We start from the raw sequence: 23,452 nt of genomic DNA on the forward strand, positions 1-23,452 counted from the left end.
TTTCCCTGTTATTTCAAACTCATCAGTATCACCAGAATTCCGCTGACCAGTGCTACGCATGATGGCAGTAAAACAAAGTGGCGCAGCTGCTTATGCCAGATCATGCCTGACGTGACTAACAGGCCTGACACAATGAGCGCTTTCCAGGTATCAAGGGAGAGATCGGCAAACATCAACCCGCCGAGAATGGCTCCCGGTAGCAATACCCCCCAACCACTGCCAAGCGCCCTGTTCAACATGATCTGCCCTCTCACAACGATAATGATAACCAATATCATATGACACAGATTATCATTTGTCAGCTGAATGAATCAAAATCCATGGACCTTTACCTTTCCCGTAATGACAGGAATTGCCTAAGGTGATAAATTGCACACCTGTTAACAACATCTAAAGATTTTCTGATAATTACTCTTTGAGTTTTTTGCATGTTTTATTGCGAAACAGCACCTACTTATTTGTTTTAATTAAATTTTAATAAAAACGCACGACTATGACATCACAATCCTGGCGGTCTTTGGTTCACAGAAAATATCAATTGTCGTTACGTTTATTTTTATTTCTGAACGCAACTTCGGCAGTGTTCTCGGTAACAAATCCGCTCAATTCTGTACGCCTGTTATCTGCCCCACTTATTGCTATTTTCTCCATCAGCACCGGCCTGTTCGTCTGGCACTGGAGAAAGCGCGCGCGGAAGATCAATATTCCCGTTGTTTCAGGGATCTTCGGTATTTTGTGGGCCTGGCAAATTGAGTCTAAATTCGCCTTAATTACTCACGACCACGCGACGTATTTGTTAATCGCTCTATTAACGGTACTTTTTATCGGAACGCTGGCATTCGCCAGTAATATCAAAGCATTTACGCTGCACTCATTGCCCACTTTTATTGTCTGCCTGTGGCTAAGCGATCACGATATATGGCTGAGAATGAGCTATTCTTTCGCACTTCCTGTGGTCGCAATTGCTATTCATAACATTTTGCAAACGCGTAACGATCGTTTCGCTCAGGAATTGCTTTCTCGCCTGTTGGAAGAGCGAGAAACTCTTACCGATCTCAGCATGATGGACCCGCTTACCGGGCTCTATAATCGTCGCGGTCTGCAAAGCCGTCTGGAGAACCTGCCGACGGTAGAAAATGGCGAGCATTTTGTTCTGCTGATGGATATCGACCACTTTAAAGCCTACAACGATCATTATGGCCATATGATGGGCGACCAGGCGCTGAAGCGCGTCTCTGCGGCAATCCGCGACGCCGTGCGTTCTCGCGATATTGTGGCGCGTTTTGGCGGAGAAGAGTTTATGGTGCTGCTGACCAATATTTCTCTCGAACATGCCCGCCAGACGGCCGAGCGGATCCGTCAGAAAGTCTACGATTTGAAAATCCCGCATCTGTTTAACGAGAGTGTCGCGACAAACGTCACCATCAGCATTGGTATTGCTATTTTCGAGGATGAAGACGTGGAAGGCGCGCTGGAAAAAGCGGACAAAGCCCTCTACGAAGCAAAGCATATGGGGCGCAATAACATTCTGTTGAGTGAAGAGCTGCAGACGGCATAAACATCACGGCGGTGTCGCCCGGACAAAAGTCTTGCCATTGGTATGAGCAATAGTTAGGATTGGCAATCATTATCATTTAGATTTCTATCTATACTATGGCTACGCATACCGCACACATCGTCGAACCCCTCCTCTGGCGAGCGCCTCTCACCAGCGGGAATGCTTCGCTTGCGGATGCCATACGGGATAAGATTGCGGAGACGCGCGCCCACCTGCTGGACTTTATCCGCCTTGATGAAGCGCACCCGAACCACGCCATGACGCTCTCAGAGTGGCGTCAACCGACAAAACTGCAGTCGCTGCTGGCCACCTATTCCGACCATATCTATCGCAATCAGCCCACTCTTACGCGGGAAAATAAACCACTGCTCTCTCTCTGGGCGCAGTGGTATATCGGGTTGATGGTACCTCCCCTCATGCTGGCGCTGTTAACCCAGAAGAGCATGCTGGAACTCTCGCCGGATAATTTCCACGTCGAGTTTCACGAAACCGGGCGCGCATCCTGTTTCTGGATTGATTTGCACGAAGACCAGAACGCTGAACACCTGACGGCTCAGAAACGTATGGAGCGGCTTATCACTCAGGCCCTGATCCCGGTGGTGGAAGCGCTGGAAGCGACGGGAGAGATTAACGCGAAGCTTATCTGGAGCAATACGGGCTATTTAATCCACTGGTATTTAACGGAAATGAAGCCTCTGCTTGGTGATGAGAACGTTGATGCCCTGCGTCAATCCTGTTTCTTTGCAAAACAGCTTTCCGATGGCCGTGACAACCCGTTATTCCGTACCGTCGTGCTCCGTGATGGGCTTCTGGTTCGCCGCACCTGCTGCCAGCGCTACCGCCTGCCGGACGTTAAGCAGTGCGGAGATTGCACGCTGAAGTAGTCGGGCCCGGCCCGATGCCCTCCCCCCTCTCATAGGGAGAAGGAACAAACCCTAAAAACGGCAACCTGAGTTGCCGTTTTGTTTTTAACTATGCCACCTGCGGATTGTCCTCTTCCGCGTTACGCTGCGCTTCTTCCGCTTCCTGCTCCAGCAGCTGTTTCTCGTACACTTTGAAGAACGGGAAGTAGATGATTGCCGATACGCAGGCCAGAACCACAACCAGAATAGCCGCACGGAAATCCCATCCCAGGGCCCAGGCTGCGCCTATCGGCGCCGGTGCCGTCCACGGGACCACTGAGATGACGCGGCCAATCAGGTCAAACGTCATCGCCGCCCAGGCGAGCACTGCATTTACCATCGGTGCCAGCAGGAACGGAATAAAGAACACCGGGTTCATCACGATTGGCGTACCGAAAATGACAGGCTCATTGATGTTAAAGAAGCTGGGTACCACGCTCAAACGACCGATAGAGCGTAAATGTGCTGAACGGCTACGCAGATAGCAAATCACCAGCCCCATCGTGGCTCCCGACCCGCCAATAACGATAAAGAACGTCCAGAACGCCTCCATAAAAATATGCGGCAGAGGCTGGCTGGCGGCCAGTGCGGTCTGGTTCGCGCCCAGGTTAGTCAGCCAGAACATCTGCAGCATCCCGGAGACGATGGCGGCTCCGTGGATCCCGGCGAACCACAGCAGATGGCCAATCAACACGGCCAGCAGGATCGCAGGCAGGGAATCCGCTGCGGAAACCAAAGGTTTAAAGACCGACATAATGGCCTGCGGGATCAGCATGCCAAACTGAGACTGAATGAGCAGGCTCAGAGGATAGAGCGTCAACACCACCACCAGCACAGGAATCAGCAGATCAAAAGAGTTTTTGATCATCGGAGGAACCTGGTCTGGCAGGCGAATACCGATGTTATGCGCCTTGAGGAAACGCATCATCTCAACGCAGTAGATCGCCACCAGAATCGCGGTAAAAATGCCCGTCCCCCCCAGGCTGTCGACTGGCAGCGTGCCTTTGGTTTTCGGCGCCGCGACCAGCAGAAACGCCATCAGCGACAGCATGGCGCACATAAACGGGTCTAACTGGTGCGATTTGACATAGTGTTTGCCAAGGTTATAGGCGATGGCCGCACAAATATAAATGGACATAATGCCCATCGTCATATCAAACGGCGTCAGGATCTGGCCTTCAAACTGCTTCGCCATATCCAGCCAGGCCCGGGCAAAACCCCAGGTGGTATCCGGCGAAAACGGCGGGTATGCGAACACTAACAAAAATGAACCCACAATCATGAATGGCATCGCGGAGATGAACCCATCACGAATGGCCATCACATGACGCTGGGAAGAGATCCGCCCGGCAATCGGGCTGACGTAATTTTCAACAAAACGGAATATCAGGTTAAACGCAGCATGGTTGGCAGACATGGCAGATCTCCTGTCAGACGTTTGTTACGGGCACATTTGCGCCGCACGTTGTTCCATAAATCACCTTCACAACCTTGCTGGCTTGTGGACCAGTGGTACTGCTCAGACGGAATGGTTTCATAATTTGCTCTTATTATTGGATACAGGGGACGTTACGTACTCAGTATTAATCGACGCATCACGCTCTGCAACCGGTTACTGTAACCGGTTTCCGTGATTGTGAAGAGGATCCAGAAATCAGCCGTTCGGGATATTTGTTACTGAAGAGATATTTACAGAGCATAAATTCTTATGACAGATTACGCAGGATATTTGTCAGGAGGAAACAATGAGTTTGCAGTCTGTACAGCAGTTTTTTGCCGACAACGCGCCGGATATAGACGTCATTGAACTTAGCCAGAGTACCGCTACCGTTGCGTTGGCTGCTGCCGCCCATCGTGTTGAACCGGGACAAATCGCCAAAACCTTGTCATTAAAGGTGAAAAATGAGGTGATTCTGGTGGTAGCGAAAGGCGATGCGCGCCTGGATAACAAAAAGCTGAAAGACACATTTGGTGCAAAAGCGCGCATGCTCAGCAGTGATGAGGTGGTGACCATCACCGGTCACCCCGTTGGCGGCGTGTGCCCGTTCGGCCTGGAAAACCCACTCGCGGTTTACTGCGATATTTCATTAAAGCAGTACGCCGAAGTCCTGCCCGCCGCAGGCGCAATTCATAGTGCCGTTCGTATCTCACCTGACAGAATGGCAGAGCTGACGTCCGCAAAATGGGTTGATGTTTGCATCTGATTGATGCGCCAGATCCTGTCTGGCGCGCAACAGGCAGGTTATAAAAAGGTCGGCTTGCTGAGTGCCGAACTTCGCGGTTCTCTTGCCGAAAGGTGGGTAATAATATCCGCCGCATCGAGTAGCCCTACGTCAGAGTTTACCCCCAACTTCACCATCGCATTAAACTTATGCGCCCGGATGGTCTTAATATTGCGTTCAAGCTGTGCCGCGATTTGAGGAATGGAATAGCCGCAAGACATATAACGCAATATTGCCCGTTCCGTTGGGCTTAACATTCTGCTTTGACTCCGGTACCAGTGATTCATCATATTGTCATTGATGCGCAGGGTTTCACTCAGCAATACCATGAGTTCATTCTGCAGCCGCTCAAGCGTCAGCGATTTGCTGACCACACCGTGAAGGCGTGACGGGGAAAGATGACTAATTAATCTTGCTTCCATCTCATCAGCGACCAGGATAATGCGCTGGATATGGCCATGCGTAAACGCAAAATCCCGCAGGTGCGCCAGGCAGCTACGACGCTCTTCTCGCGCATCGGAATATGAATAGATCAGCGAGAAAAAATTGATGTGCTGAAGTGCTTTCTTAAAGCTGTCAAATTCACTAAACAGATGCAGCTGATAATGATTCAGGCCGGGCATCGCAAAAAGATGCTGTAGCCCAACAGCACTCATCGTGCAATTTTCGACGATGGCGATATGTCTTGTTGAATCGGTTTTTTCCATTCCTCGAACTCTCCATAGGCTGACATCAAACTCAGCTCTCGCATTCCCTGTGTACTGTTTATCCAGGCGTACATATCGGCATTACTGCGTAATGACAGCCGTCGCATCGCACTGTTTTTCTGCGCACTGATAGTTTTATTGCTCTTCTTAAGCAATGTGGCGATTTGGTTAATCCCCCATCCTTTACCTAACAGCCGCAATACTTTGCGTTCGGAGTACGTGAGCGCGATAACCTGTTCGTCTTCGTCCTCCGGACGTTGAGGTTCCATGGTTAACAACGTCTGGCTTACCCGCTCTGCGCGTTCGCTACCTGCCCGAATCGCGTTAACCAGCCCTTCAATGGGTTCCATATCAGAAAGCAACGTACTTTCCGGGCGCACAAGTAACTCAACGGCAACGGGGTTAAGTGGCCGCGAAACTAAAAAGATCCAGTGAATGTTCCGGTATTGATTCAATAAACTGAAATACTCTTCGAGTGCGCCCCGAGGATTCCAGTATTCGCCTGTAATATCGGCAATGATGACGTCAGCGCGGCGTAGCTGGAGCAGTGTTAACTCCTGCAATGAGCTGCAATAGGTCAATTCAAAGTCGGGGAAATGGCGAGTCATCACGCCCCCTAACCCGTTTTGCATGACCGGTATCCGGCTAATGATAACGCTATGCTTACCGTGCAAAGACAACATAGACCCTCCGTGTCCATTCTTCATTTGATGAGTAACGTTAAAACGCATCAACGTATGAGTATTTTCGTCCCTGAGTGTAAAGCAGGTTAATACAAGCAGAAGATGAGATGTATTCGTAGTTTAAGAAATGCCTAAACAGCAGTAATATCTCACAAAGCGAAATTAAATTTAATTGCAGTGTCATTAAAATAACTACAATATAAAATTAGAATAACTAAATATATATTACTTATCCTTTAATATTAATAATTCACTAAAATGATGAATTAATCCCAACCCCTTCTGCACTTAAGGGCAGCAACTGTTTGCATAAACCTTGATCTGGCCCACAGCAAGAGGCACTGCACTTTGTGCTAAAAGTAATCGCTATGGGCCAACCGGCAACTTTCCATCTTCTTCAGGACAATACATGCAGGCAGATCGGTCAACGCAGCGTGCTATCACGCGGCTATGTATTCAATGCGGTCTTTTTCTGCTCCAGCACGGCGCGGAAAGCGCGCTGGTTGAGGAGCTTTCCACCCGGCTGGGACTGGCGCTGGGTATGGATAGCGTCGAAAGCGCTATTTCATCCAACGCCATCGTGCTGACCACGATCAAAGACGGTCAGTGCCTGACTTCCACCCGCAAAAACCACGACCGCGGCATTAACATGCACGTAGTGACCGAAGTGCAGCACATCGTCATCCTTGCTGAACATAAGCTTCTCGATCTTCGGGAGATTGAAAAACGGTTCAGCCAAATTAAGCCATTACGTTATCCGCGCTGGCTTGTCGTGGTGATGGTAGGGCTGTCGTGCGCCTGCTTTTGTAAGCTTAATAAAGGCGGCTGGGATGGCGCGATCGTCACCTTTTTCGCCAGCAGTATCGCTATGTATGTTCGCCAGCTGCTGACGCACAGACAGCTGCATCCGCAAATTAACTTCTGCATTACCGCGTTTGTCGCCACCACGGTTTCCGGCCTGCTGCTGCGCCTGCCGCAGTTTGCCACTACCCCGACGATTGCCATGGCCGCGAGCGTGCTTCTGCTGGTTCCGGGCTTTCCGTTGATCAACGCCGTTGCTGACATGTTTAAAGGGCACATCAATACCGGTCTGGCACGCTGGGCTATTGCCAGCCTGCTGACGCTGGCGACCTGCATCGGCGTAGTGATGGCAATGACACTCTGGGGGTTACGCGGATGGGCGTGATAGATTTTCTGCTGGCGCTGGCACAGGACATGCTTCTGGCCGCCATTCCTGCCGTCGGCTTTGCGATGGTATTTAACGTTCCGCAACGTGCTCTGCGGTGGTGTGCGCTGCTGGGCGCGATTGGTCATGGCTCGCGAATGGTGATGATGACCGCGGGTTTTAACATCGAATGGTCAACATTTATGGCCTCCATGCTGGTCGGCAGTATCGGCATCCAGTGGTCGCGCTGGTATCTGGCGCATCCCAAGGTGTTCACCGTCGCCGCCGTGATCCCGATGTTCCCGGGCATATCTGCCTATACGGCGATGATTTCCGCGGTGAAAATCAGTCATTTTGGCTACACCGAGCCGCAGATGATCCTCCTTCTGAGCAACTTTCTTAAGGCGTCGTCAATCGTCGGAGCGCTTTCTATTGGACTGTCGATCCCTGGACTGTGGCTGTATCGCAAACGCCCACGCGTTTGATATTTGTGTTATTTCGCTGCCATGGAGATAATCCTTCTGGTCCGTTTGGTGAAAATAAGGAAAGGATGTGGCTAACCCTGGCAGCGAACACCCCGAGCACAGCGAAGAATCCAGCCTGAAAGAGAAAATTTTTCAGAGCGCCATCGCGCTTTTTGCCGAGTATGGATTGAACGGTGCCCGCATGGAGCAGATCGCGGAAAAAGCGGGTACCACCAAACGCATGGTGGTTTACCATTTCAAGAATAAAGAGAATCTCTATCTCCTGGTTCTGGAACATGTTTACACCCAGATTCGCGCCAGTGAAAAAGCGCTAAGCCTGGCGGGAATGCCCCCCGTCGAAGCGCTGGTGAACCTGGTTGAAGCCACCTTTGACTATCATGCCGACCACCCGGACTACATCCGGATTATCTGCATGGAAAACATGCAGCGCGGCCGCTTTATGCAGCAATCAAGCTATCTTCGCCAGGTCAACCGTAGCGCGCTCGACCTGCTGGAGGGCATCCTGCACCGGGGCAAAGAAAAACAGCTCTTCAGCCAGACGGTTGACGCCCGCGATCTTCACCGCCTGATAAGCAGCTTCAGCTTTCACTACGTAGCCAACAGTTACACCTTTACGCTGCTGTTTGAAGACGGGGCGGATGAACAGGCTCAGCGCCAGCACTACCGCAAAATGGCCGTTCAGGTGGCGCTCCGCTACACCTGCCCATAAAATTGCTTGCAATTAAATCGCACACTATCTATATTCATCTCATGAACGCGAAAACGAACGACGCAACCGCTGCGCTCAAGCTGGATAACCAGCTCTGCTTTGCCCTCTATTCGGCAAATCTGGCGCTTAATAAGCTGTACCGGCAACTGCTGGCACCGCTGAACCTGACTTACCCGCAATACCTGGTGATGCTGGTGCTGTGGGAGCAGGATGACGTCACGGTGTCGGACATCGGCGAACGCCTGTTTCTGGACTCTGCGACCCTGACGCCGCTGTTAAAACGGCTGGAAAGCGGCGGGTTAATCAACCGTCACCGCTCGCGCAAAGACGAACGTCAGGTCGCCGTCACCCTGAGTGAAGCGGGACGTGAACTGCAGCAGCAGGCATTGGGTATTCCCCATGCGGTGGGTTGCGCAGCGCAGTGTGATACCGACACTTTGCTGGCGCTCAAACAGCAGCTCGAACTTTTGCGACAACAGCTACACCGCGCGTAAAGCTATACTTTACGCGTTATTATTATCCATATATATCGTACGCTATTTAATAGCACACATTAAAGCAAGATGAGGAACCTGCCATGTCTTTAGAAAAAGTAGTTTATACCGCCAAAGCAAAAGCAACCGGTGGCCGTGATGGCCGCGCGACCTCTTCCGATGGTGTACTGGACGTAAAACTGGGCGTGCCAAAAGAGATGGGCGGCATGGGCGGAGAAGTAACGAACCCTGAGCAGCTGTTTGCTGCGGGCTACTCTGCCTGCTTCCTGGGCGCGATGAAGTTCGTGGCCGCACGCGACAAATTCACCCTGCCAAAAGATGCCTTTATTGAAGGCGAAGTGGGTATTGGTCCGTTGCCAACCGGTTTTGGTATCGAGGCAAAACTGAACATCCACGTTGAGGGTATGGATCCCGCGGAAGCCAAAAAGCTGGTCGATGCGGCGCACATTGTTTGCCCATACTCTAACGCGACCCGCGGCAACATCGACGTGACCCTGAATATCATCGCGTGATAAATATCTGATGGCGCTGTGCTTATCAGGCCTACGACTGTAGCCCCGGTAAGCGCAGCGCCACCGGGGAAATCCCCTCCTTCCCTTTCCTCTCTCTGTGCTACCATAAGCCCATATCACGCCCGTAGTAATCAGTAGAGTAAGCGTTATGTCCTCCAGAATTCTGACCACCAGCATTGCTGGCATTGATGCCTTTATGCGCGACCCACGCGGTGTGTTGACCCATGCCGAAGGCGGCACGGTTGCGGTTTTTGCCGACAACGCGCCGGCGTTCTACGCTATCACGCCGGAACGCCTGGCACAGCTTCTGGAGATTGAAGCGCAACTGTCGCGCCCGGCGAGCGATATCACGCTGGACAACCAGTTCTTTGAAGAACCGGTTAACGTCCCGGTGACCGTTCCGATGGGAAAATTTGCCCTGTACGCGGGCTGGCAGCCGGATGCGGATTTTCAGCGGCAGGCCGCGCTGTGGGGCATTGCGTTAACCCAACCGGCCACCGCGGAAGAGCTCGCCGCGTTTACCGCCTGGTGGCAGGCGGAAGGTAAAGTCTTCACCCATATTCAGTGGCAGCAAAAGCTCGCGCGCCATCTTCAAATTACCCGCGCCGGCAACAACGGCCAGCCCAAACGCGATATCAACGCGTTTTCAGAACCGGATAAACAGATCCCCAGCGGATTCCGAGGTGCGAAATGAAGAACGTCGGCGACCTGATGAAACGTCTGCAAAAAATGATGCCTGCCAACGTGAAGCCCGCCTTTACCACGGGTGAAGAGCTGCTGGCGTGGCAAAAAGAGCAAGGTGAGATTCGCGCAGCCGCGCTCGCCCGGGAAAACCGGGCGATGAAAATGCAGCGCACCTTTAACCGTTCCGGTATCCGTCCCCTGCACCAGAACTGCTCGTTCGATAACTATAAAATCGAGACCAACGGGCAGATGAACGCCCTCGCCGCCGCCCGTCAGTACGTGGATGAATTCGACGGCAATATCGCCAGCTTCATCTTTAGCGGCAAGCCGGGCACCGGAAAAAACCACCTTGCAGCCGCTATCTGCAACGAGCTGCTTCTGCGGGGTAAATCGGTTCTTATCATCACCGTGGCCGACATCATGTCCGCGATGAAAGATACCTTCAGCAACCGCGAAACCAGCGAAGAACAGCTGCTTAACGATCTGAGCAATGTCGATTTACTGGTCATCGACGAGATTGGCGTTCAGACAGAATCCCGCTATGAAAAAGTGATCATCAACCAGATTGTCGATCGCCGCTCCTCGTCCAAACGCCCTACCGGCATGCTGACGAACCACAACATTGACGAGATGACCCGCCTGCTGGGAGAGCGCGTCATGGACCGCATGAAGCTCGGTAACAGTCTCTATGTCATCTTCGACTGGGAAAGTTACCGCAGCCGCGTTACCGGCAAAGAGTATTAAGACAGTTCCAGGAATCGCCGTCAGGGCATAGGTATATACTGGAACCCCTTCGGCCCAAAACGGACCTTTTTGAGAGAGCCATGATGAAAAAACAGATTCTAATCAGCACCTTTTTAGGCGCGCTGCTGGTGACCGGCATAGCGCAAGCGGCGTCCTGGCAGGAGTCCCTGTCAAGCGCAGCAAATGAGCTGACCAAAGAGAGCAGCAGCTCTCAGGGTGGACTCTCCGCCTCTTCCCTCACCAGCCTGCTGGGCAACAGCTCTCAGAGCCTTAGCGCGGGCACGATGAACAACGCGGCGGGGATTCTGGAATATTGCGCGAAGCAAAAGCTGGCCTCAGTGACCGACGCGCAAAACGTGAAAAATCAGGTGCTGGGTAAACTAGGTCTGGATACCCAGGAGCAGAAAGCGGACACCAACTATATGGACGGCATTCAGGGCCTGCTTAACGCGCAAAACGGCCAGCAGCTGAATCTGAGCACCCTCGGCAACTCTTCTCTGGCAAAACAGGTGAAAACCAAAGCCTGCGATCTGGTGCTGAAACAAGGCGTTAATTTCCTCTCCTGAGCCACCCCATTTTCTGCCACAACACGCCGCGTTTAATGCGATAGTCTTGCAGCGCGGCGCTAAACGAGCCTTTTTCCCACCTGCCACCGTCTCAGCGTCCGTTTGTCAGGATGTGTCCATCTTCATAAAAACGATTTTCTAAACCAAATCCTAACAACAGCACACTTTCGTGACACTAAAATTGCAGCTTAACGACATCGCAATTACATTGTATGACTCAAAAATAAACAGTTAGCCAGCGAAGCACCTGGCGTCATGAGGATATGCTGTTGTCAGAATTCATGTCTCTTATCCTTTTTCTGGCTTCTGTCGGCGTTTACGCCTGGAAAGCCGGCCGTCACACCTGGTGGTTTATCGCCACGCTGGTGGTGCTAGGCATTTTTATTATTTTAAACATTACCTTATACGCCAGCGACTACTTTACCGGTGACGGTATTAACGATGCGGTGCTCTACACGCTGACGAACAGCCTGACGGGCGCGGGTGTGGGCAAATACATTCTTCCGGGGCTCGGCCTTATCGCCGCGCTGGTGACGATTTTTGGCGCGCTGGCCTGGGTGCTGCGTCGACGTCGCCATCTTCCGCACCATCATGGCTACAGCCTGCTGGCATTATTCCTGGCGCTGGCCTCCGTCGACGCTAGCCCGGCGTTCCATCAGATCGCCGAGCTGGTGAAATCCCAGTCGCGCGATGGCGATCCGGATTTCGCGGCTTACTACAAAGAACCGTCGAAAACAATCGCCAACCCGAAGCTCAATCTGGTCTACATCTACGGTGAAAGCCTGGAGCGCACGTACTTTGATAACGATGCCTTCCCGAACCTGACGCCAGACCTGGGCGCGCTGAAAAACGAAGGGCTCGACTTCAGCCACACCATGCAGTTGCCCGGTACGGATTACACGATTGCCGGGATGGTTGCCTCCCAGTGCGGTATCCCGCTGTTCGCGCCTTTTGAAGGTAACGCCTCAGCCTCGATGTCGACGTTCTTCCCGCAGAATATTTGCCTCGGCGATATCCTGAAAAACTCCGGCTACGAAAACTATTTCGTGCAGGGGGCAAACCTGCGCTTTGCCGGAAAAGACGTGTTCCTGAAATCCCACGGTTTTGACCACCTGTATGGCTCAGAAGAGTTAAAAACGACGGTTGCCGATCCGAGCTACCGTAACGACTGGGGCTTCTATGACGATACGGTACTCGACGAAACCTGGAAGAAATTCGAGGAGCTTTCCCGCACGGGCAAGCGTTTCTCCCTTTTTGCGCTGACGGTGGATACCCACCATCCGGACGGGTTCGTCTCGCGCAGCTGTAAACGCAAAAGCTATGACGTGGACGGCAAAAGCAACAAGTCTTTCAGCGCCGTGACCTGCAGCCAGGAGCACATTGCCGCGCTGGTCGAGAAAATCAAAGCCTCGCCCTGGTTTAAAAACACCGTCATCGTCGTTTCGTCTGACCATCTGGCGATGAAAAACAGCGCCTGGGATCGGCTCAACAAGCAGGATCGCAGCAACCTGTTCTTCGTCCTGCGCGGCGACCAGCCGCAGCAGGAGCTAATTGCCACCAAACGCAACTCCATGGATAACGGCGCAACCGTGCTGGACATTCTGGGCGGCGACAACTTTATTGGCCTTGGCCGCAGCACGCTGTCGGGGCAATCCCTGTCGGAAGTGTTTCTCAACATGAAGGATAAAATTCTCGCCTGGAAGCCAGACATTATCCGCCTGTGGAACTTCCCGAAAGAGATGAAGGACTTCACCGTCGATCGGGATAAAAACACGATTGCCTTCTCGGGCAGCAGCTTCCGTCTGCCGCTGCTGGTGCGCGTGTCGGAGGGGCGCGTCGAGCCGCTGCCGGAAAGCGAATATTCCGCGCCGCTGCGCTATCAGCTGGCCGATTTTGCCCCACGCGATAATTTCGTCTGGGTCGACCGGTGCTACAAAATGGGCCAGCTCTGGTCGCAGCCGCTGGCGCTTTCTACCGACTGGTGCGTCTCTCAGGGTCAGCTCGGCGGGGAGCAAACCGTGCAGCACGTGGATAAGGCGCAGTGGAAAGGCAAAACCGCGTTCAACGATACGGTGATTGATACCGCGCGCTATCAGCACAACATCGACATGCTTAAAGTCAGCGATAACGATATTCGCTACAAAGCGGATAGCTTTATCTTTAACGTGGCCGGCGCGCCCGAGGAAGTGAAGCAGTTTAGCGGCATCTCGCGTCCGGAGTCGTGGGGGCGCTGGTCCAACGCGCAGCTGGGCAACGAGGTAAAAATTGAGTACGCCCATCCCCTGCCGGAACAGTTCGACCTGGTGATCACCGCCAGAGCGTATGGCCCCAACGCTAACAAGCCCGTCCCCGTGCGCGTGGGCGATCGGGAGCAGACGCTGACGCTCGGGAACGACGTGAGCACGCAGACGCTGCATTTTGAGAATCCTTCGCGCAGCAATACCCTGGTGATCGTGCCGCCGGACCCGCAGTCCACGAACGAGGGGAATATCCTTGGGCACTCACCGCGCGAGCTCGGGATCGGCATGGTTGAAATCAAAATCGTCAGCAGAGCGGGTTAATACGCGTCGCGCCCGGCGTACTGTCGGGCGCTTATGAAAATAAATAATCCTATAGCATGCTTATAAATTAGATAAAAACACTTTATATGGGTCGTTTTTATCTATAAATATCCCGCCAAAATACAAATCCATAAAATGTGCGACTCCTGAAATCACAACGGAGCGTTACGCACTTTTATCATGCTAACCGGCTATAAGTTCGAATCCATCCGGGCATTGCGCAGTGAAAATGTGATTGCCTGGGAGGTATTGTCTACGGCAAAGCCCCACGTCAATCTTGAAGATTACTTTGGCTCGATGCCCGCAACGCAGCGTAAAGCGCACTTCTTTGCGCAGCTTCGTCATGCCATGTTTTGCAAGGATGGCGACAAGTATTATCTCAATGCGACATCGGATTTACTGCTGGAAACGGACTTCCTCGACAGGCTAAAAGAAGAGACACCCTGCCCGGAGAGACTTGCTATCGAGGTCACCGATCTCCATACGATGGTCCAGCTCGAGGATACGCAAAGCCAGGCACTGCGGAAATGCATCGCGACGCTCCACCAGTGGGGGATCGAAGTCTGGGCAGACGATGTCTGCGAAGACCTTCTTCCCGATCTTCTGACCAGCCAGATCCGCTTCTGCGGCGTCAAGATTGATAAACATACCTTCTGGAGCGGACGCATCGAGCAGGCAAAGTTCCTGCATCTCACCCGCCAGTTCAAGCGCGTCGCCAGCAAGGTGCTGATAGAAGGCATCGAAACCGCAGGGGATTTCGCGCTGGCCCGTGCCAGCGTGGCCGACTACGGCCAGGGCTATCTGTGGGGCAAAAAATGACGCCCTTCATTCCTAATGCTGGCTATCAGGTCATCGTTCTGAGCGGCAATGCGTTTTTATGGCTTGGCCTCCATTCGATGATTTCGATGGCCGTTACCCCTCGCCCGGAGATGTATTGGATTCATAACGTTAATTCTGAAGGGCTTTTACATCTCCAGGAACGGCTGCTCAATACACACGCTGGAGAGAACTGGCTGGTATTTACGGATGCCGCTCGGGTCTGCGACGTTCACGCCTGCCTGCGCAACGAGCGGGTCCGAGTGGTCGCGGACAACCTCTCGTTTGCGCAGCTAAGCCACTGTTTTAGCGACACGACATTTTCCTTCGAAAACGCCGCCACGCTCTCGCATCAGGAGAGGCGGGTTTGCATGTTGCTCCATAAAGGATTCAGTCCGGTTCGCATCGCAAAAATCATGAATAAGTCCCCTAAAACGATCTACACCCACAAGCGTAACGCGATGAACAAATTTTGTTGTCACAGCCTGGCGGAATTCCATCGAAAACTCTGCCTGCTGGACGCTCAGTCATTCGCTTTGTAATTGCACTGTTACTCACGTCAGGAAATAAGATCATGAAAATTATTCCCACCCTTGTATGTTGTTCCGTTCTCCTGCTTCCTGCTGCTGCGATCGCCGCAGACAGTACTGCAAGCGCGACGATGCACGTATCACTTGAGGTCGTGAAGTCGTGCACCCTTAAAGCCAACGACCTCAACTTCTCGCGTCACGGCTCCGATGAGTCGAGCGAAATCCAGGCCAAAACGCAGGTCGATATCGTCTGTACCAACGGCACGCCTTTCACCCTCACAGCCACCAGCAACGACGGCGAAAACGGTACCTTCTGGCTGAAGCCGGAAAACGGCGAAAAGGGCGCGCAGAAGATTGCCTGGAAGCTCTTTGCCGACGAAGGCAAACAGACGCAAATCACCGGCACGAATGGCCTGGACGATACCGGCAACGGTTCGGAACAGGAGGAAACGTTGTATGGCATCATTGAAGCCGGGGCGCTGACAACCGCCCAGGCAGGTACCTACAGCGACGATATCACGTTAAAACTGGAGTACTGATCGTGCGTCGCTTCCTTCCCTGCTTCATTCTGTGGCTCATGATGCTGGCACTGCTGTCGCGCTACGCGCTGGCCGCCACGCTTCAGGTGGCCCCGGTAACGCTCGACCTGCAGAGCAATCAGCGGGCAGCGGCGGTCTATCTCACTAACAGTGGGAAAGCGGCCATCCATGCGCAGATTCGGGTATACGAATGGACGCAAAAAAACGGTAAAGATGTTCTGGTGGCCACCGGGGAGGTGGTCAGCAGCCCGGCGATGACATCACTGGCGCCGGGCCAGCAGCAGCTGGTGCGCATTATCGTCATGCAGCCTGGCATCCGTGCACAGGAGCAAAGTTACCGGCTGGTCATCGACGAGCTGCCGGACGCCACGTCCCGTGCCGCCAATCCCAACGCGGTGCACTTCCTGCTGCGCTACTCGATTCCGGTGTTTATTGCCGGGAACCAGGACGCGCCAGCCAGCCACGATGCACTGAGCTGTGAGCAGGCAGAAATGCCGGCTACCCTCCGCTGCTTTAACGCCGGAAACCGCCACATCCGTCTGAGCCACCTCGAGGCCCTGACGGCCGATGGGCAGGTTGTAGGCTCGATTAAAGGCCTGGCGGGCTATGTGCTCCCGGGACAAACCGCCCTTTTACCGCTTAAGCAGGCTTCACGACACGCGCTCAGCACGCTGCGCGTCTATCTCAATGATGACCACCATGCCAGCCAGATACCCCTGCGCCCGCTCGCTTCTCGCGCTCCTGTTTTGGCTACCGCTCATGCTGTCAGCCCGGGCTGAACCCGCCGACACCGTACAATGGCTGGCCATTACCGTGAACCACGCCCCGCGAGGCGAGCTCTGGGCCTGCCGGGTGGTGGATAATGCGCTATGGATAAGCCGCAGCGACATGAAAAAGCTGGGGCTTCACGCCCCAGACGATCGCGCCGGGTGGGTTGAGCTGACGTCCCTGCCGGGCCTGAAGGTCAATGTCGACGTGCTGTCCCAGCAGGTGTCGATTACCGCAGAGGCAGAGGCGTTCGAGGGCCAGCAGCATCTGACCGTCTCAAAGCCCACACCGCTTTACCGCTATCCTGATGCGCAGCCCGTCAGCGCGTATACGCTCGGATACGCGCTCTACGCGAGCGATGCGCAGGGGAAGCGCCAGCTTAACGCCCAGACCATGCTGACCGCGTCCGGAGGATTACCCGGAACGTTCAGCAGCAGTTTTTCAAGCCATGCCGGGGAGGAAAACAGCGCCGGTCGGCCTACCCACACCCGTCTCGAAACCCGCTGGCAGTGGGATAATACCGACTCGCTGACCACGCTGGCGCTGGGCGACAGCATCACCACCGGCACCCGCTGGAGCCGGCAGGTACGCTTTGGCGGTCTGCACTGGGCACGTAATTTTGAGCTCAATCCCCAGCTTAATACCGAACCGCGCAGCCGCTACAGCGACACGGCCGTGCTGCCTTCCACGGTCGATCTGTATATCGACGGCCTTAAGCAGAGCAGTCAGCGCGTCACGCCGGGAGACTTTCTGCTGGATACCCTGCCCTCCTTCACCGGCAGCGGGCAGGCGGAGGTGGTCATTACCGATATCAACGGCCAGCGTCGCGCCGTACAGCTCGATCTCTACGGCGCGCCGGGCATGCTGGCGGAAGGGCTCAGCAGCGGCTCGCTGGACATCGGCTGGATGCGGGAAAACTACGCCCAGCACTCCGACGACTATGCCGCCTCGCCTCTGCTGGACGCGGGCTGGCGCTATGGGGTGAATAATCACCTGACGCTGGCGCTGCATACGGAACAGCAGCGCAGGCTGCGCAACGTGGGCACGGGCGCTGACTGGCTGGTCTCTCCCGCCGTAGGGGTGGTCAGCCAGCACGTTGCCGTGAGCGACAGCCCTTACGGACAGGGCGTTCAGTGGGGCCTCGGCTGGCAGTGGAACGGCAGAGGAACGGGCATTTCTGCCAGCACCGTCCGTACCGGGGCGGGATTCGCCGACAACGCCCGTATGAGCGGTGCCGCGCCCGTCAGACGCAGCGACAGCGTTTGGGTAAGCCAGTCCGTCCCCCACTTCGGAACCGTTGGCGCGGGCTGGGTACAGCAGAACATTCAGGGCAATACACAGCGTTACCTCAACGCCTCCTGGTCGCTGTCGCTGCCAGCACACATCTCCACCACGCTGAGCTATACCCGCTCGTTTACGGATTCGTCGAGTCACGTTCAGCTGCTGCTTTCCGTCCCATTGGGTCGCGAGGACACGCTCTCCGTTCAGGCCAGCCGGGATAAACCGCGCATGGATTACCGCCACCAGCCGGACGATGAGGCCGGCGGCTGGTCATGGGAGCTGGGCCAGGGCTTTGGCGAACGACGTGAAAGATATGCGGACGTAGGCTATCTGGGACGAGCGGGCGAATGGCACGTTGGGCTGCAGCAAGGTGCTCACCAGGGCAACCAGTACGCCTCTGCCGAAGGCAGCCTGACGCTGCTGGATGGCAGCCTGCACGCGCTGCGCTATATCCAGCAGGGCATAGCGCTGGTGTCAACGCACGGCATTGGGCACGTACCGGTGATGCTGGAAAACCGCCCGGCCGGTGAAACGGATGGGGACGGTTACCTCATGCTGACCGACCTGCCGCGTTACCACAACAGCAAAATCAGCATTAACCCGCTCGATCTGCCCGCCGATGTGATCGCTCCCGTCACCGACATGCATGCCAGACCGGGCAACAGCAGCGCGGTAAAAGTCGATTTTAACGTCCATCACGCCGTCACGGTTCAGGCCCGACTGGTCGACAGCCACCGCAGGCCGCTCCCGCTGGGCAGCGTCGTGTCAACGCCGCAGGGCGCCACGATCGTGGGACGCGACGGCTTTATCTGGCTTGAAGATCCGCCCCTGCCGGGTGAACTGGTGGTGAAGACCGGTGAGAGGGAATGCCGGGTCACGCTTGCGGCGCCGCGTACCGCGTCATCAATACAGAATATCGGAGAACAACTGTGTCATTAAGAGCGCCGTTATTATTGCTGCTCGTCCTGTCCGTGAAGGCGATGGCGGCAGCCTGCTGGATAACCTCCACGCCTGCCATTAACTTTGGCAACGTCGTGGCGGGCAATACAACCTCCGTCAACACCGAGGTAAAATTTAGCTGCCAGGCCGACAACGAGGGCAGGACGGAATATATCAACGTCTGCCTGAGCAGCGTAGACGCCCCGCCTTTTGAGATGATCTCGCCGGGGGACCAGGAGGGGAAACAGTACACCCTCCTCTTCCGCCTGCTTAACGGCGCAGCGCGCGCTCAGGAGCTGGGGCCTGCCAGCAGCGGGAATCTGATTCAGCAGACCCTGGCCGCGGAAAGCAATGCCAACGTCAGCGGTACCTTTCCGCTTATCGCCACCATTCCGGCAGGGCAAAGCCAGCTTCCGGCCTACCACTATTACAACTACAACATGAATCTGCGCATCGCCTGGCACAGCGCCATGCGTCAGGATGCGCTGCAAAACTGCTCGGACGGTTCAGCAGAGGGGGAGCAGGTGCAGGGCGGCACCAACGCGCAGGCCGAAATCAGCCAGGGATGCTACATCGAGCACGTAACTCCGCTTAACTTCGGCACCCTGACCAGCACCGCTACCCTGCGCCCGACGCGATCCACCGCCACCGTCACCACGCGCTGTCCGGCCGGAATCGCGTTCACCCTTGCCATGGGCAAAGGTAACCATGCCAGCGGTAATCAGCGGCAGCTCTGCAACAGCGAGGGCCAGTGCCTGCGCTACGGGCTCTGGCAGGATGAGGCGGCCACGCAACGCTGGGGGGATCAAAACAGCGGCGATGCGCTGCAGGTCACCAATCCCGCAGGCGGCACCCAGAACTACACCGTTTACGGCGAGGTCCCGGCGCAGCCGCTAACGGGTACCGGGGAATTTATTGATGACGTGATTATCACGCTGACTTATTAAACCACCCAAAATCCTGCCTGGATCAATGTTATCGGTAACAGTGGCGTTAAAATAGCCAGCAGTGCTGCCCGGAAGGCGTAAGCCTTCTCTTTATATTCGTTATCTCTGTTTTTATTACAACAACTTATGAAATACCTGCTTGCTGACGCCATCGTCTATAACGACGAGGACGGTTCTGTTTCTCTTATCAATGCGCCGGATGACGATGCGCAGCTCCTCACCTGTACGGCCAATACCATCCTGAGGCTGCTGGTTCAGCATCATGGGAACGTGGTCGAACGGGAAACCTTTCTTCAGGAAGTCTGGGATCGGCGAGGGCTCCAGGGGTCTAATAACTCCTTAAACCAGTACATCAGCATTCTGCGCAAGATGCTGGCGACCCTGCTACCCGACGAGCTGTTTATCGTTACCGTACCGAAAACAGGCTTTATGCTCAGCGCAGACGTCACGGTTACCCCGCTGGAGGAGGCCCCACCGACCGCCGAAACGGCGCAAGCTGCATGGCGCGTTCGCCCGGAATGGCTGTTCTGCGGCGCGCTCACGCTGGTCGTCGTTGCGCTATGCATCTGGATAGCGCTCATCAAGCCAGAAAACTCGCAGCGGGAGATCCATCTGCTGACGCATATCGGCACCTGTCCGGTCTACACCTTTACGCCGCTGGCGGACGTGTTCCATGAGAAGGCGATTGGGCTGGCGCAGACTCTTCAGCAGGACGGCCATCTTCCGTGCCTGAAAAATTCGATTTTCTATATGCACATTCAGAGAACGCTTTTCTACGGCCACGAAGGGCGGCTGGTGCTCTCCCAGTGTTCACTCACGCGGGGCAAAGCCAGCGCCTGTCGTACGCTTTACTATTACGAGTGGTGATATGAAACACAAAAAAGTTTGGCTAATCCTGCTCCTCAACCTGCTGCTGCTGGGCGCCGCGCTGGCCTGGTACTTCCACACGCCCCCGCTATCGGTAGCCTGCGATGGAAACCTGACCTTCTCCGACCGGCGCGACAGCCACGATTTCACCTTTGACGGCGAGATCATTATGCGTTTTCATCCTGACAAAACGGGGTACATCACGCTAAACGGCAGCGTGGTGAATGCCCCGCGCAGCTGGGAGGTTTCCCGCCAGGAGATGTTTAAATGGCGTCACGTGGAGGGCGAACTGTATGAAATTATCATTCAAAAAGTGGAGCGTTTTAGCCACGATGCCATGCCGCCCGGGGTCTTTGAAAAGTACGTCGCGGGCCTGACGCTGGGCAATAAAAGGCTTCTGACGATAGAGCGCACGCCGGAAGACGCGCTGGTGATCAGCAATTTTTACTCGCCGGTGCTGATCTGCTCGGAATAATGGCGACGGGTGAGGCTATACTTGCCGCCATGCACATTCATATTCGCCCCACTACCCCTAACGACATTATCGCCCTGCCCGCCATTGAACGCGCGGCGGGCGAGCGCTTTCGTGAAAGTCCGGATCTCGCCTGGCTTGCCGACGGCGAGGTCATTTCCGCTGAGCAGCACCTTGGGTATGCCGAACGTGGGCTAAGCTGGCTGGCGCTGGCGAACGGCCAGCCCGTCGGGTTTATCCTCGCCGAAGCGCACTCTTCGTCGCTTTTTATCGTGGAGCTTTCGGTTGATCTGGACTGGCAGGGAAAGGGGATTGGCCGGCAGCTCATCGCCCGTGCGGCTGACCATGCCCGCACGCTGGGGCTGGCGTCGCTAACGTTGACGACGTTCAGGGACGTACCGTGGAACGCGCCGTTCTATGCAAAGCTGGGGTTTGAATACGTAACTGAACTCACGCCTGAACTGCGTGAAAAACGGGAAGAAGAAGCAGCGCACGGCTTAGCGTATGAGACGCGCTGCGCCATGCGCCTGCCTCTGTAATATTGCCGAGTGGCGTAGCCGCCACCCGGCACAACGCGCAGGATTAGAACGTTTCCCAGTTATCGCCTGAATCGGCCGTCGCGGTTTTACGCGCCATCACCGGCGTGGAAACCGCTTTAGCCGCAGCGAACTCGCGCGCTTTCATCTGCTCCTGCTGAATGCGGAACACCGCCACGGCCTGAGTCAGACGGCTCGCCTGCTCTTCCAGTGCGGCGGCCGCTGCGGCAGATTCCTCAACCAGCGAGGCGTTCTGCTGGGTCACGCGATCCATCTCGGCTACCGCCAGACCCACCTGGTCGATACCGCGGCTCTGCTCGTCAGACGCAGAGGCGATTTCACCCATGATGTCCGTTACGCGGGTCACCGCGTTCACGATCTCACCCATGGTTTCACCGGCGCTTTCTACCAGCGTTGAGCCCACTTCCACGCGGCCCACGGAGTCTTCAATCAGGCTCTTAATCTCGCGAGCCGCCTGGGCGCTGCGCTGGGCCAAGTTACGCACTTCACCTGCCACCACCGCAAAACCACGACCCTGCTCGCCCGCACGCGCCGCTTCTACCGCCGCGTTCAGTGCCAGAATGTTGGTCTGGAAGGCAATGCCGTCGATCACGCTGATAATGTCGGCAATTTTCTGCGAACTGCCCGCGATATCGCGCATGGTCTGCACCACGTTATCCACCACTTTGCCGCCTTTCTGCGCGGTTTCAGAGGCGCTGAGCGCAAGATGGCTCGCCTGACGGGCGTTCTCGGCGTTCTGCTTAACGGTCGCCGTCAGCTGCTCCATGCTGGCAGCGGTCTCTTCCAGGGAAGCGGCCTGCTGTTCAGTACGGGAAGAGAGGTCGTTATTGCCCATCGCAATTTCGCTCGCGCCGCTGTAGATAGCGTTCGCGCCGTTACGCACGTCGCCAACGGTACGCACCAGCTCACCCTGCATATGGCGCAGCGAGTCGGCCAGTTCACCCATCTCGTTGGTGCCCTGAACTTCAATACGCTTCACCAGGTCGCCGCTGGCGATATGGCGAATGTTGTCGATCAGACGATTCAGTGGAGAGATCAGCGTCTGCTTGATGTTGAGCCAGACGGCCACGATCACTACCAGTACGGCAATCAGAACGCTAATCAGCACCCAGATAGCCTGGCTGTAGGAGCTGTTGCTGTCTTCGACCGCCGTCTGATACAGCTTGTCGTTCTGCTGCAGGTAGCTCACATACTGCTTCTCAAAACCGTCCTGATAGCTCTGGGTCGGCTGGTCGAAGAAGGCGTTGATTTTGCCCGCGCCCAGCAGCTGAATCAGCTCCGCCAGCGCGCCGTGGTAAATATCATAGTTACGCTTGATCTCCATGGCATCCGCATCGCTTTGACGCGGATCGCGCGGCAGGGCTTCGTAGGCAGCCCAGTTTTTTTCCGCCTGTTTCAGAGACGTAGACGCGATTTGCATCAAATCGTTAACGGTCGCGCCGCTGCCGATATTGCTCTGATCCATCATGTAGCGGATACCCGCACGGTTCAGGGTATTACGGGTTTGCAGCAACGCGACCCAGCTGGCGTTCAGCGTGGATTGTTGCTGGCGAATGGTTTGCAGGACGGTGAAATTCTCTTTGTCATTCTTAAGGGCATTAAAGAAAAGACCACCGGACGTGAGTTGTAAAAGGCCAAATATCGCTAAAACCAGCATTAAGCTGGTGACAATCTTGATACGGTTTAACATGTTTTCTCTTTCCTCAGACAGATACAGAATTTTCGGCCTGGAAAGGGAAAACTT

Annotated in this window: 26 protein-coding genes; 21 read left to right on the forward strand and 5 right to left on the reverse strand. The window is 55.0% G+C overall.

All coding sequences use genetic code 11. The features are described 5' to 3' along the window. Positions 1-8: 8 nt before the first annotated feature. Positions 9-278, reverse strand: coding sequence for a DUF1435 domain-containing protein (locus NUX24_RS11080; protein ID WP_047651610.1), 270 nt, complete (start codon positions 276-278; stop codon positions 9-11). Between the two features lie 215 nt (positions 279-493). On the opposite strand from NUX24_RS11080, the gene NUX24_RS11085 reads away from it, so the two are divergent. Both NUX24_RS11085 and fhuF read left to right on the forward strand, forming a co-directional pair. Continuing rightward, positions 494-1,558, forward strand: a complete 1,065-nt coding sequence (locus tag NUX24_RS11085) for a diguanylate cyclase (protein ID WP_257831524.1) — start codon at positions 494-496, stop codon at positions 1,556-1,558. Between the two features lie 95 nt (positions 1,559-1,653). Continuing rightward, positions 1,654-2,442 carry a siderophore-iron reductase FhuF gene (gene fhuF, locus NUX24_RS11090; protein WP_257831526.1) on the forward strand — a complete coding sequence of 263 codons (789 nt, stop codon included), beginning with the start codon at positions 1,654-1,656 and terminating at the stop codon, positions 2,440-2,442. Positions 2,443-2,530: 88 nt separating this feature from the next. Here fhuF and NUX24_RS11095 read toward each other — a convergent pair whose 3' ends face one another. Beyond that, on the reverse strand, positions 2,531-3,877 hold the full coding sequence (locus tag NUX24_RS11095) for a PTS sugar transporter subunit IIC (RefSeq protein WP_257831528.1): 1,347 nt from the start codon (positions 3,875-3,877) through the stop codon (positions 2,531-2,533). A 328-nt stretch (positions 3,878-4,205) separates the two neighbouring features. On the opposite strand from NUX24_RS11095, the gene NUX24_RS11100 reads away from it, so the two are divergent. Next, a complete protein-coding gene (locus NUX24_RS11100; RefSeq protein ID WP_008502085.1) occupies positions 4,206-4,664 on the forward strand; it encodes a YbaK/EbsC family protein in 459 nt (152 codons plus the stop codon). A 38-nt stretch (positions 4,665-4,702) separates the two neighbouring features. Here the strand turns inward: NUX24_RS11100 and bglJ are convergent, their stop codons facing one another. Next, the gene (gene bglJ, locus NUX24_RS11105) at positions 4,703-5,338 is read right to left on the reverse strand and encodes a DNA-binding transcriptional activator BglJ (protein ID WP_047651617.1); all 636 of its coding nucleotides are present in this window, start codon (positions 5,336-5,338) and stop codon (positions 4,703-4,705) included. Next, on the reverse strand, positions 5,335-6,072 hold the full coding sequence (locus tag NUX24_RS11110) for a LuxR C-terminal-related transcriptional regulator (RefSeq protein ID WP_047651618.1): 738 nt from the start codon (positions 6,070-6,072) through the stop codon (positions 5,335-5,337). The genes bglJ and NUX24_RS11110 overlap by 4 nt, the downstream gene beginning before the upstream one ends. Positions 6,073-6,481: 409 nt before the next feature. Between NUX24_RS11110 and NUX24_RS11115 the strand changes: the two genes are divergently transcribed. From NUX24_RS11115 to NUX24_RS11200, 18 genes are all read left to right on the forward strand, one after another. Next, positions 6,482-7,258, forward strand: a complete 777-nt coding sequence (locus NUX24_RS11115; RefSeq protein ID WP_023310303.1) for a threonine/serine exporter ThrE family protein — start codon at positions 6,482-6,484, stop codon at positions 7,256-7,258. After that, positions 7,249-7,722, forward strand: coding sequence for a threonine/serine exporter (locus tag NUX24_RS11120; RefSeq protein ID WP_023310302.1), 474 nt, complete (start codon positions 7,249-7,251; stop codon positions 7,720-7,722). Before NUX24_RS11115 ends, NUX24_RS11120 begins: the two co-directional genes overlap by 10 nt. 67 nt (positions 7,723-7,789) lie before the next feature. Next, the gene (locus NUX24_RS11125; RefSeq protein ID WP_023310301.1) at positions 7,790-8,431 is read left to right on the forward strand and encodes a TetR family transcriptional regulator; all 642 of its coding nucleotides are present in this window, start codon (positions 7,790-7,792) and stop codon (positions 8,429-8,431) included. 41 nt (positions 8,432-8,472) lie between these two features. Then, positions 8,473-8,925 carry a MarR family winged helix-turn-helix transcriptional regulator gene (locus tag NUX24_RS11130; protein ID WP_033146484.1) on the forward strand — a complete coding sequence of 151 codons (453 nt, stop codon included), beginning with the start codon at positions 8,473-8,475 and terminating at the stop codon, positions 8,923-8,925. An 83-nt stretch (positions 8,926-9,008) separates the two neighbouring features. After that, positions 9,009-9,437 carry an organic hydroperoxide resistance protein gene (locus tag NUX24_RS11135; protein WP_023310299.1) on the forward strand — a complete coding sequence of 143 codons (429 nt, stop codon included), beginning with the start codon at positions 9,009-9,011 and terminating at the stop codon, positions 9,435-9,437. 148 nt (positions 9,438-9,585) lie between these two features. Next, complete coding sequence (gene dnaT / locus NUX24_RS11140; protein WP_047651619.1) at positions 9,586-10,131, forward strand: primosomal protein DnaT; 546 nt, start codon at positions 9,586-9,588, stop codon at positions 10,129-10,131. Next, positions 10,128-10,865, forward strand: a complete 738-nt coding sequence (gene dnaC, locus NUX24_RS11145; protein WP_013095461.1) for a DNA replication protein DnaC — start codon at positions 10,128-10,130, stop codon at positions 10,863-10,865. The genes dnaT and dnaC overlap by 4 nt, the downstream gene beginning before the upstream one ends. Before the next feature lie 83 nt (positions 10,866-10,948). Then, on the forward strand, positions 10,949-11,431 hold the full coding sequence (locus NUX24_RS11150) for a DUF2501 domain-containing protein (protein WP_126328994.1): 483 nt from the start codon (positions 10,949-10,951) through the stop codon (positions 11,429-11,431). Between the two features lie 269 nt (positions 11,432-11,700). Further along, positions 11,701-13,992, forward strand: coding sequence for a phosphatidylglycerol--membrane-oligosaccharide glycerophosphotransferase (opgB, locus tag NUX24_RS11155; protein WP_257831534.1), 2,292 nt, complete (start codon positions 11,701-11,703; stop codon positions 13,990-13,992). A gap of 180 nt (positions 13,993-14,172) precedes the next feature. Further along, complete coding sequence (locus tag NUX24_RS11160; RefSeq protein ID WP_047651621.1) at positions 14,173-14,811, forward strand: EAL domain-containing protein; 639 nt, start codon at positions 14,173-14,175, stop codon at positions 14,809-14,811. Further along, on the forward strand, positions 14,808-15,350 hold the full coding sequence (locus NUX24_RS11165; protein ID WP_257831536.1) for a LuxR family transcriptional regulator: 543 nt from the start codon (positions 14,808-14,810) through the stop codon (positions 15,348-15,350). Before NUX24_RS11160 ends, NUX24_RS11165 begins: the two co-directional genes overlap by 4 nt. Before the next feature lie 32 nt (positions 15,351-15,382). Further along, a complete protein-coding gene (locus tag NUX24_RS11170) occupies positions 15,383-15,877 on the forward strand; it encodes a spore coat protein U domain-containing protein (RefSeq protein WP_047651623.1) in 495 nt (164 codons plus the stop codon). A gap of 2 nt (positions 15,878-15,879) precedes the next feature. Further along, positions 15,880-16,656, forward strand: coding sequence for a molecular chaperone (locus NUX24_RS11175; RefSeq protein ID WP_257831539.1), 777 nt, complete (start codon positions 15,880-15,882; stop codon positions 16,654-16,656). Next, positions 16,577-18,865 (forward strand): fimbria/pilus outer membrane usher protein, encoded by a 2,289-nt coding sequence (locus NUX24_RS11180; protein WP_257831541.1) that lies wholly within the window; start codon positions 16,577-16,579, stop codon positions 18,863-18,865. The genes NUX24_RS11175 and NUX24_RS11180 overlap by 80 nt, the downstream gene beginning before the upstream one ends. Further along, the gene (locus tag NUX24_RS11185; RefSeq protein WP_257831544.1) at positions 18,856-19,812 is read left to right on the forward strand and encodes a spore coat U domain-containing protein; all 957 of its coding nucleotides are present in this window, start codon (positions 18,856-18,858) and stop codon (positions 19,810-19,812) included. Before NUX24_RS11180 ends, NUX24_RS11185 begins: the two co-directional genes overlap by 10 nt. 126 nt (positions 19,813-19,938) lie before the next feature. After that, entirely contained in the window at positions 19,939-20,679 is a 741-nt protein-coding gene (locus tag NUX24_RS11190) for a winged helix-turn-helix domain-containing protein (protein WP_257831545.1), read from the forward strand. A gap of 1 nt (position 20,680) precedes the next feature. Beyond that, positions 20,681-21,154 carry a hypothetical protein gene (locus tag NUX24_RS11195; protein ID WP_257831548.1) on the forward strand — a complete coding sequence of 158 codons (474 nt, stop codon included), beginning with the start codon at positions 20,681-20,683 and terminating at the stop codon, positions 21,152-21,154. Positions 21,155-21,183: 29 nt separating this feature from the next. Continuing rightward, a complete protein-coding gene (locus NUX24_RS11200) occupies positions 21,184-21,690 on the forward strand; it encodes a GNAT family N-acetyltransferase (protein WP_257831549.1) in 507 nt (168 codons plus the stop codon). Between the two features lie 43 nt (positions 21,691-21,733). Here the strand turns inward: NUX24_RS11200 and tsr are convergent, their stop codons facing one another. Then, positions 21,734-23,398, reverse strand: coding sequence for a methyl-accepting chemotaxis protein (gene tsr, locus NUX24_RS11205; RefSeq protein WP_047651681.1), 1,665 nt, complete (start codon positions 23,396-23,398; stop codon positions 21,734-21,736). Positions 23,399-23,452: the final 54 nt, after the last annotated feature.

The organism is Enterobacter sp. HG048, from assembly GCF_024702055.1.
Taxonomy (GTDB): domain Bacteria; phylum Pseudomonadota; class Gammaproteobacteria; order Enterobacterales; family Enterobacteriaceae; genus Enterobacter; species Enterobacter dykesii.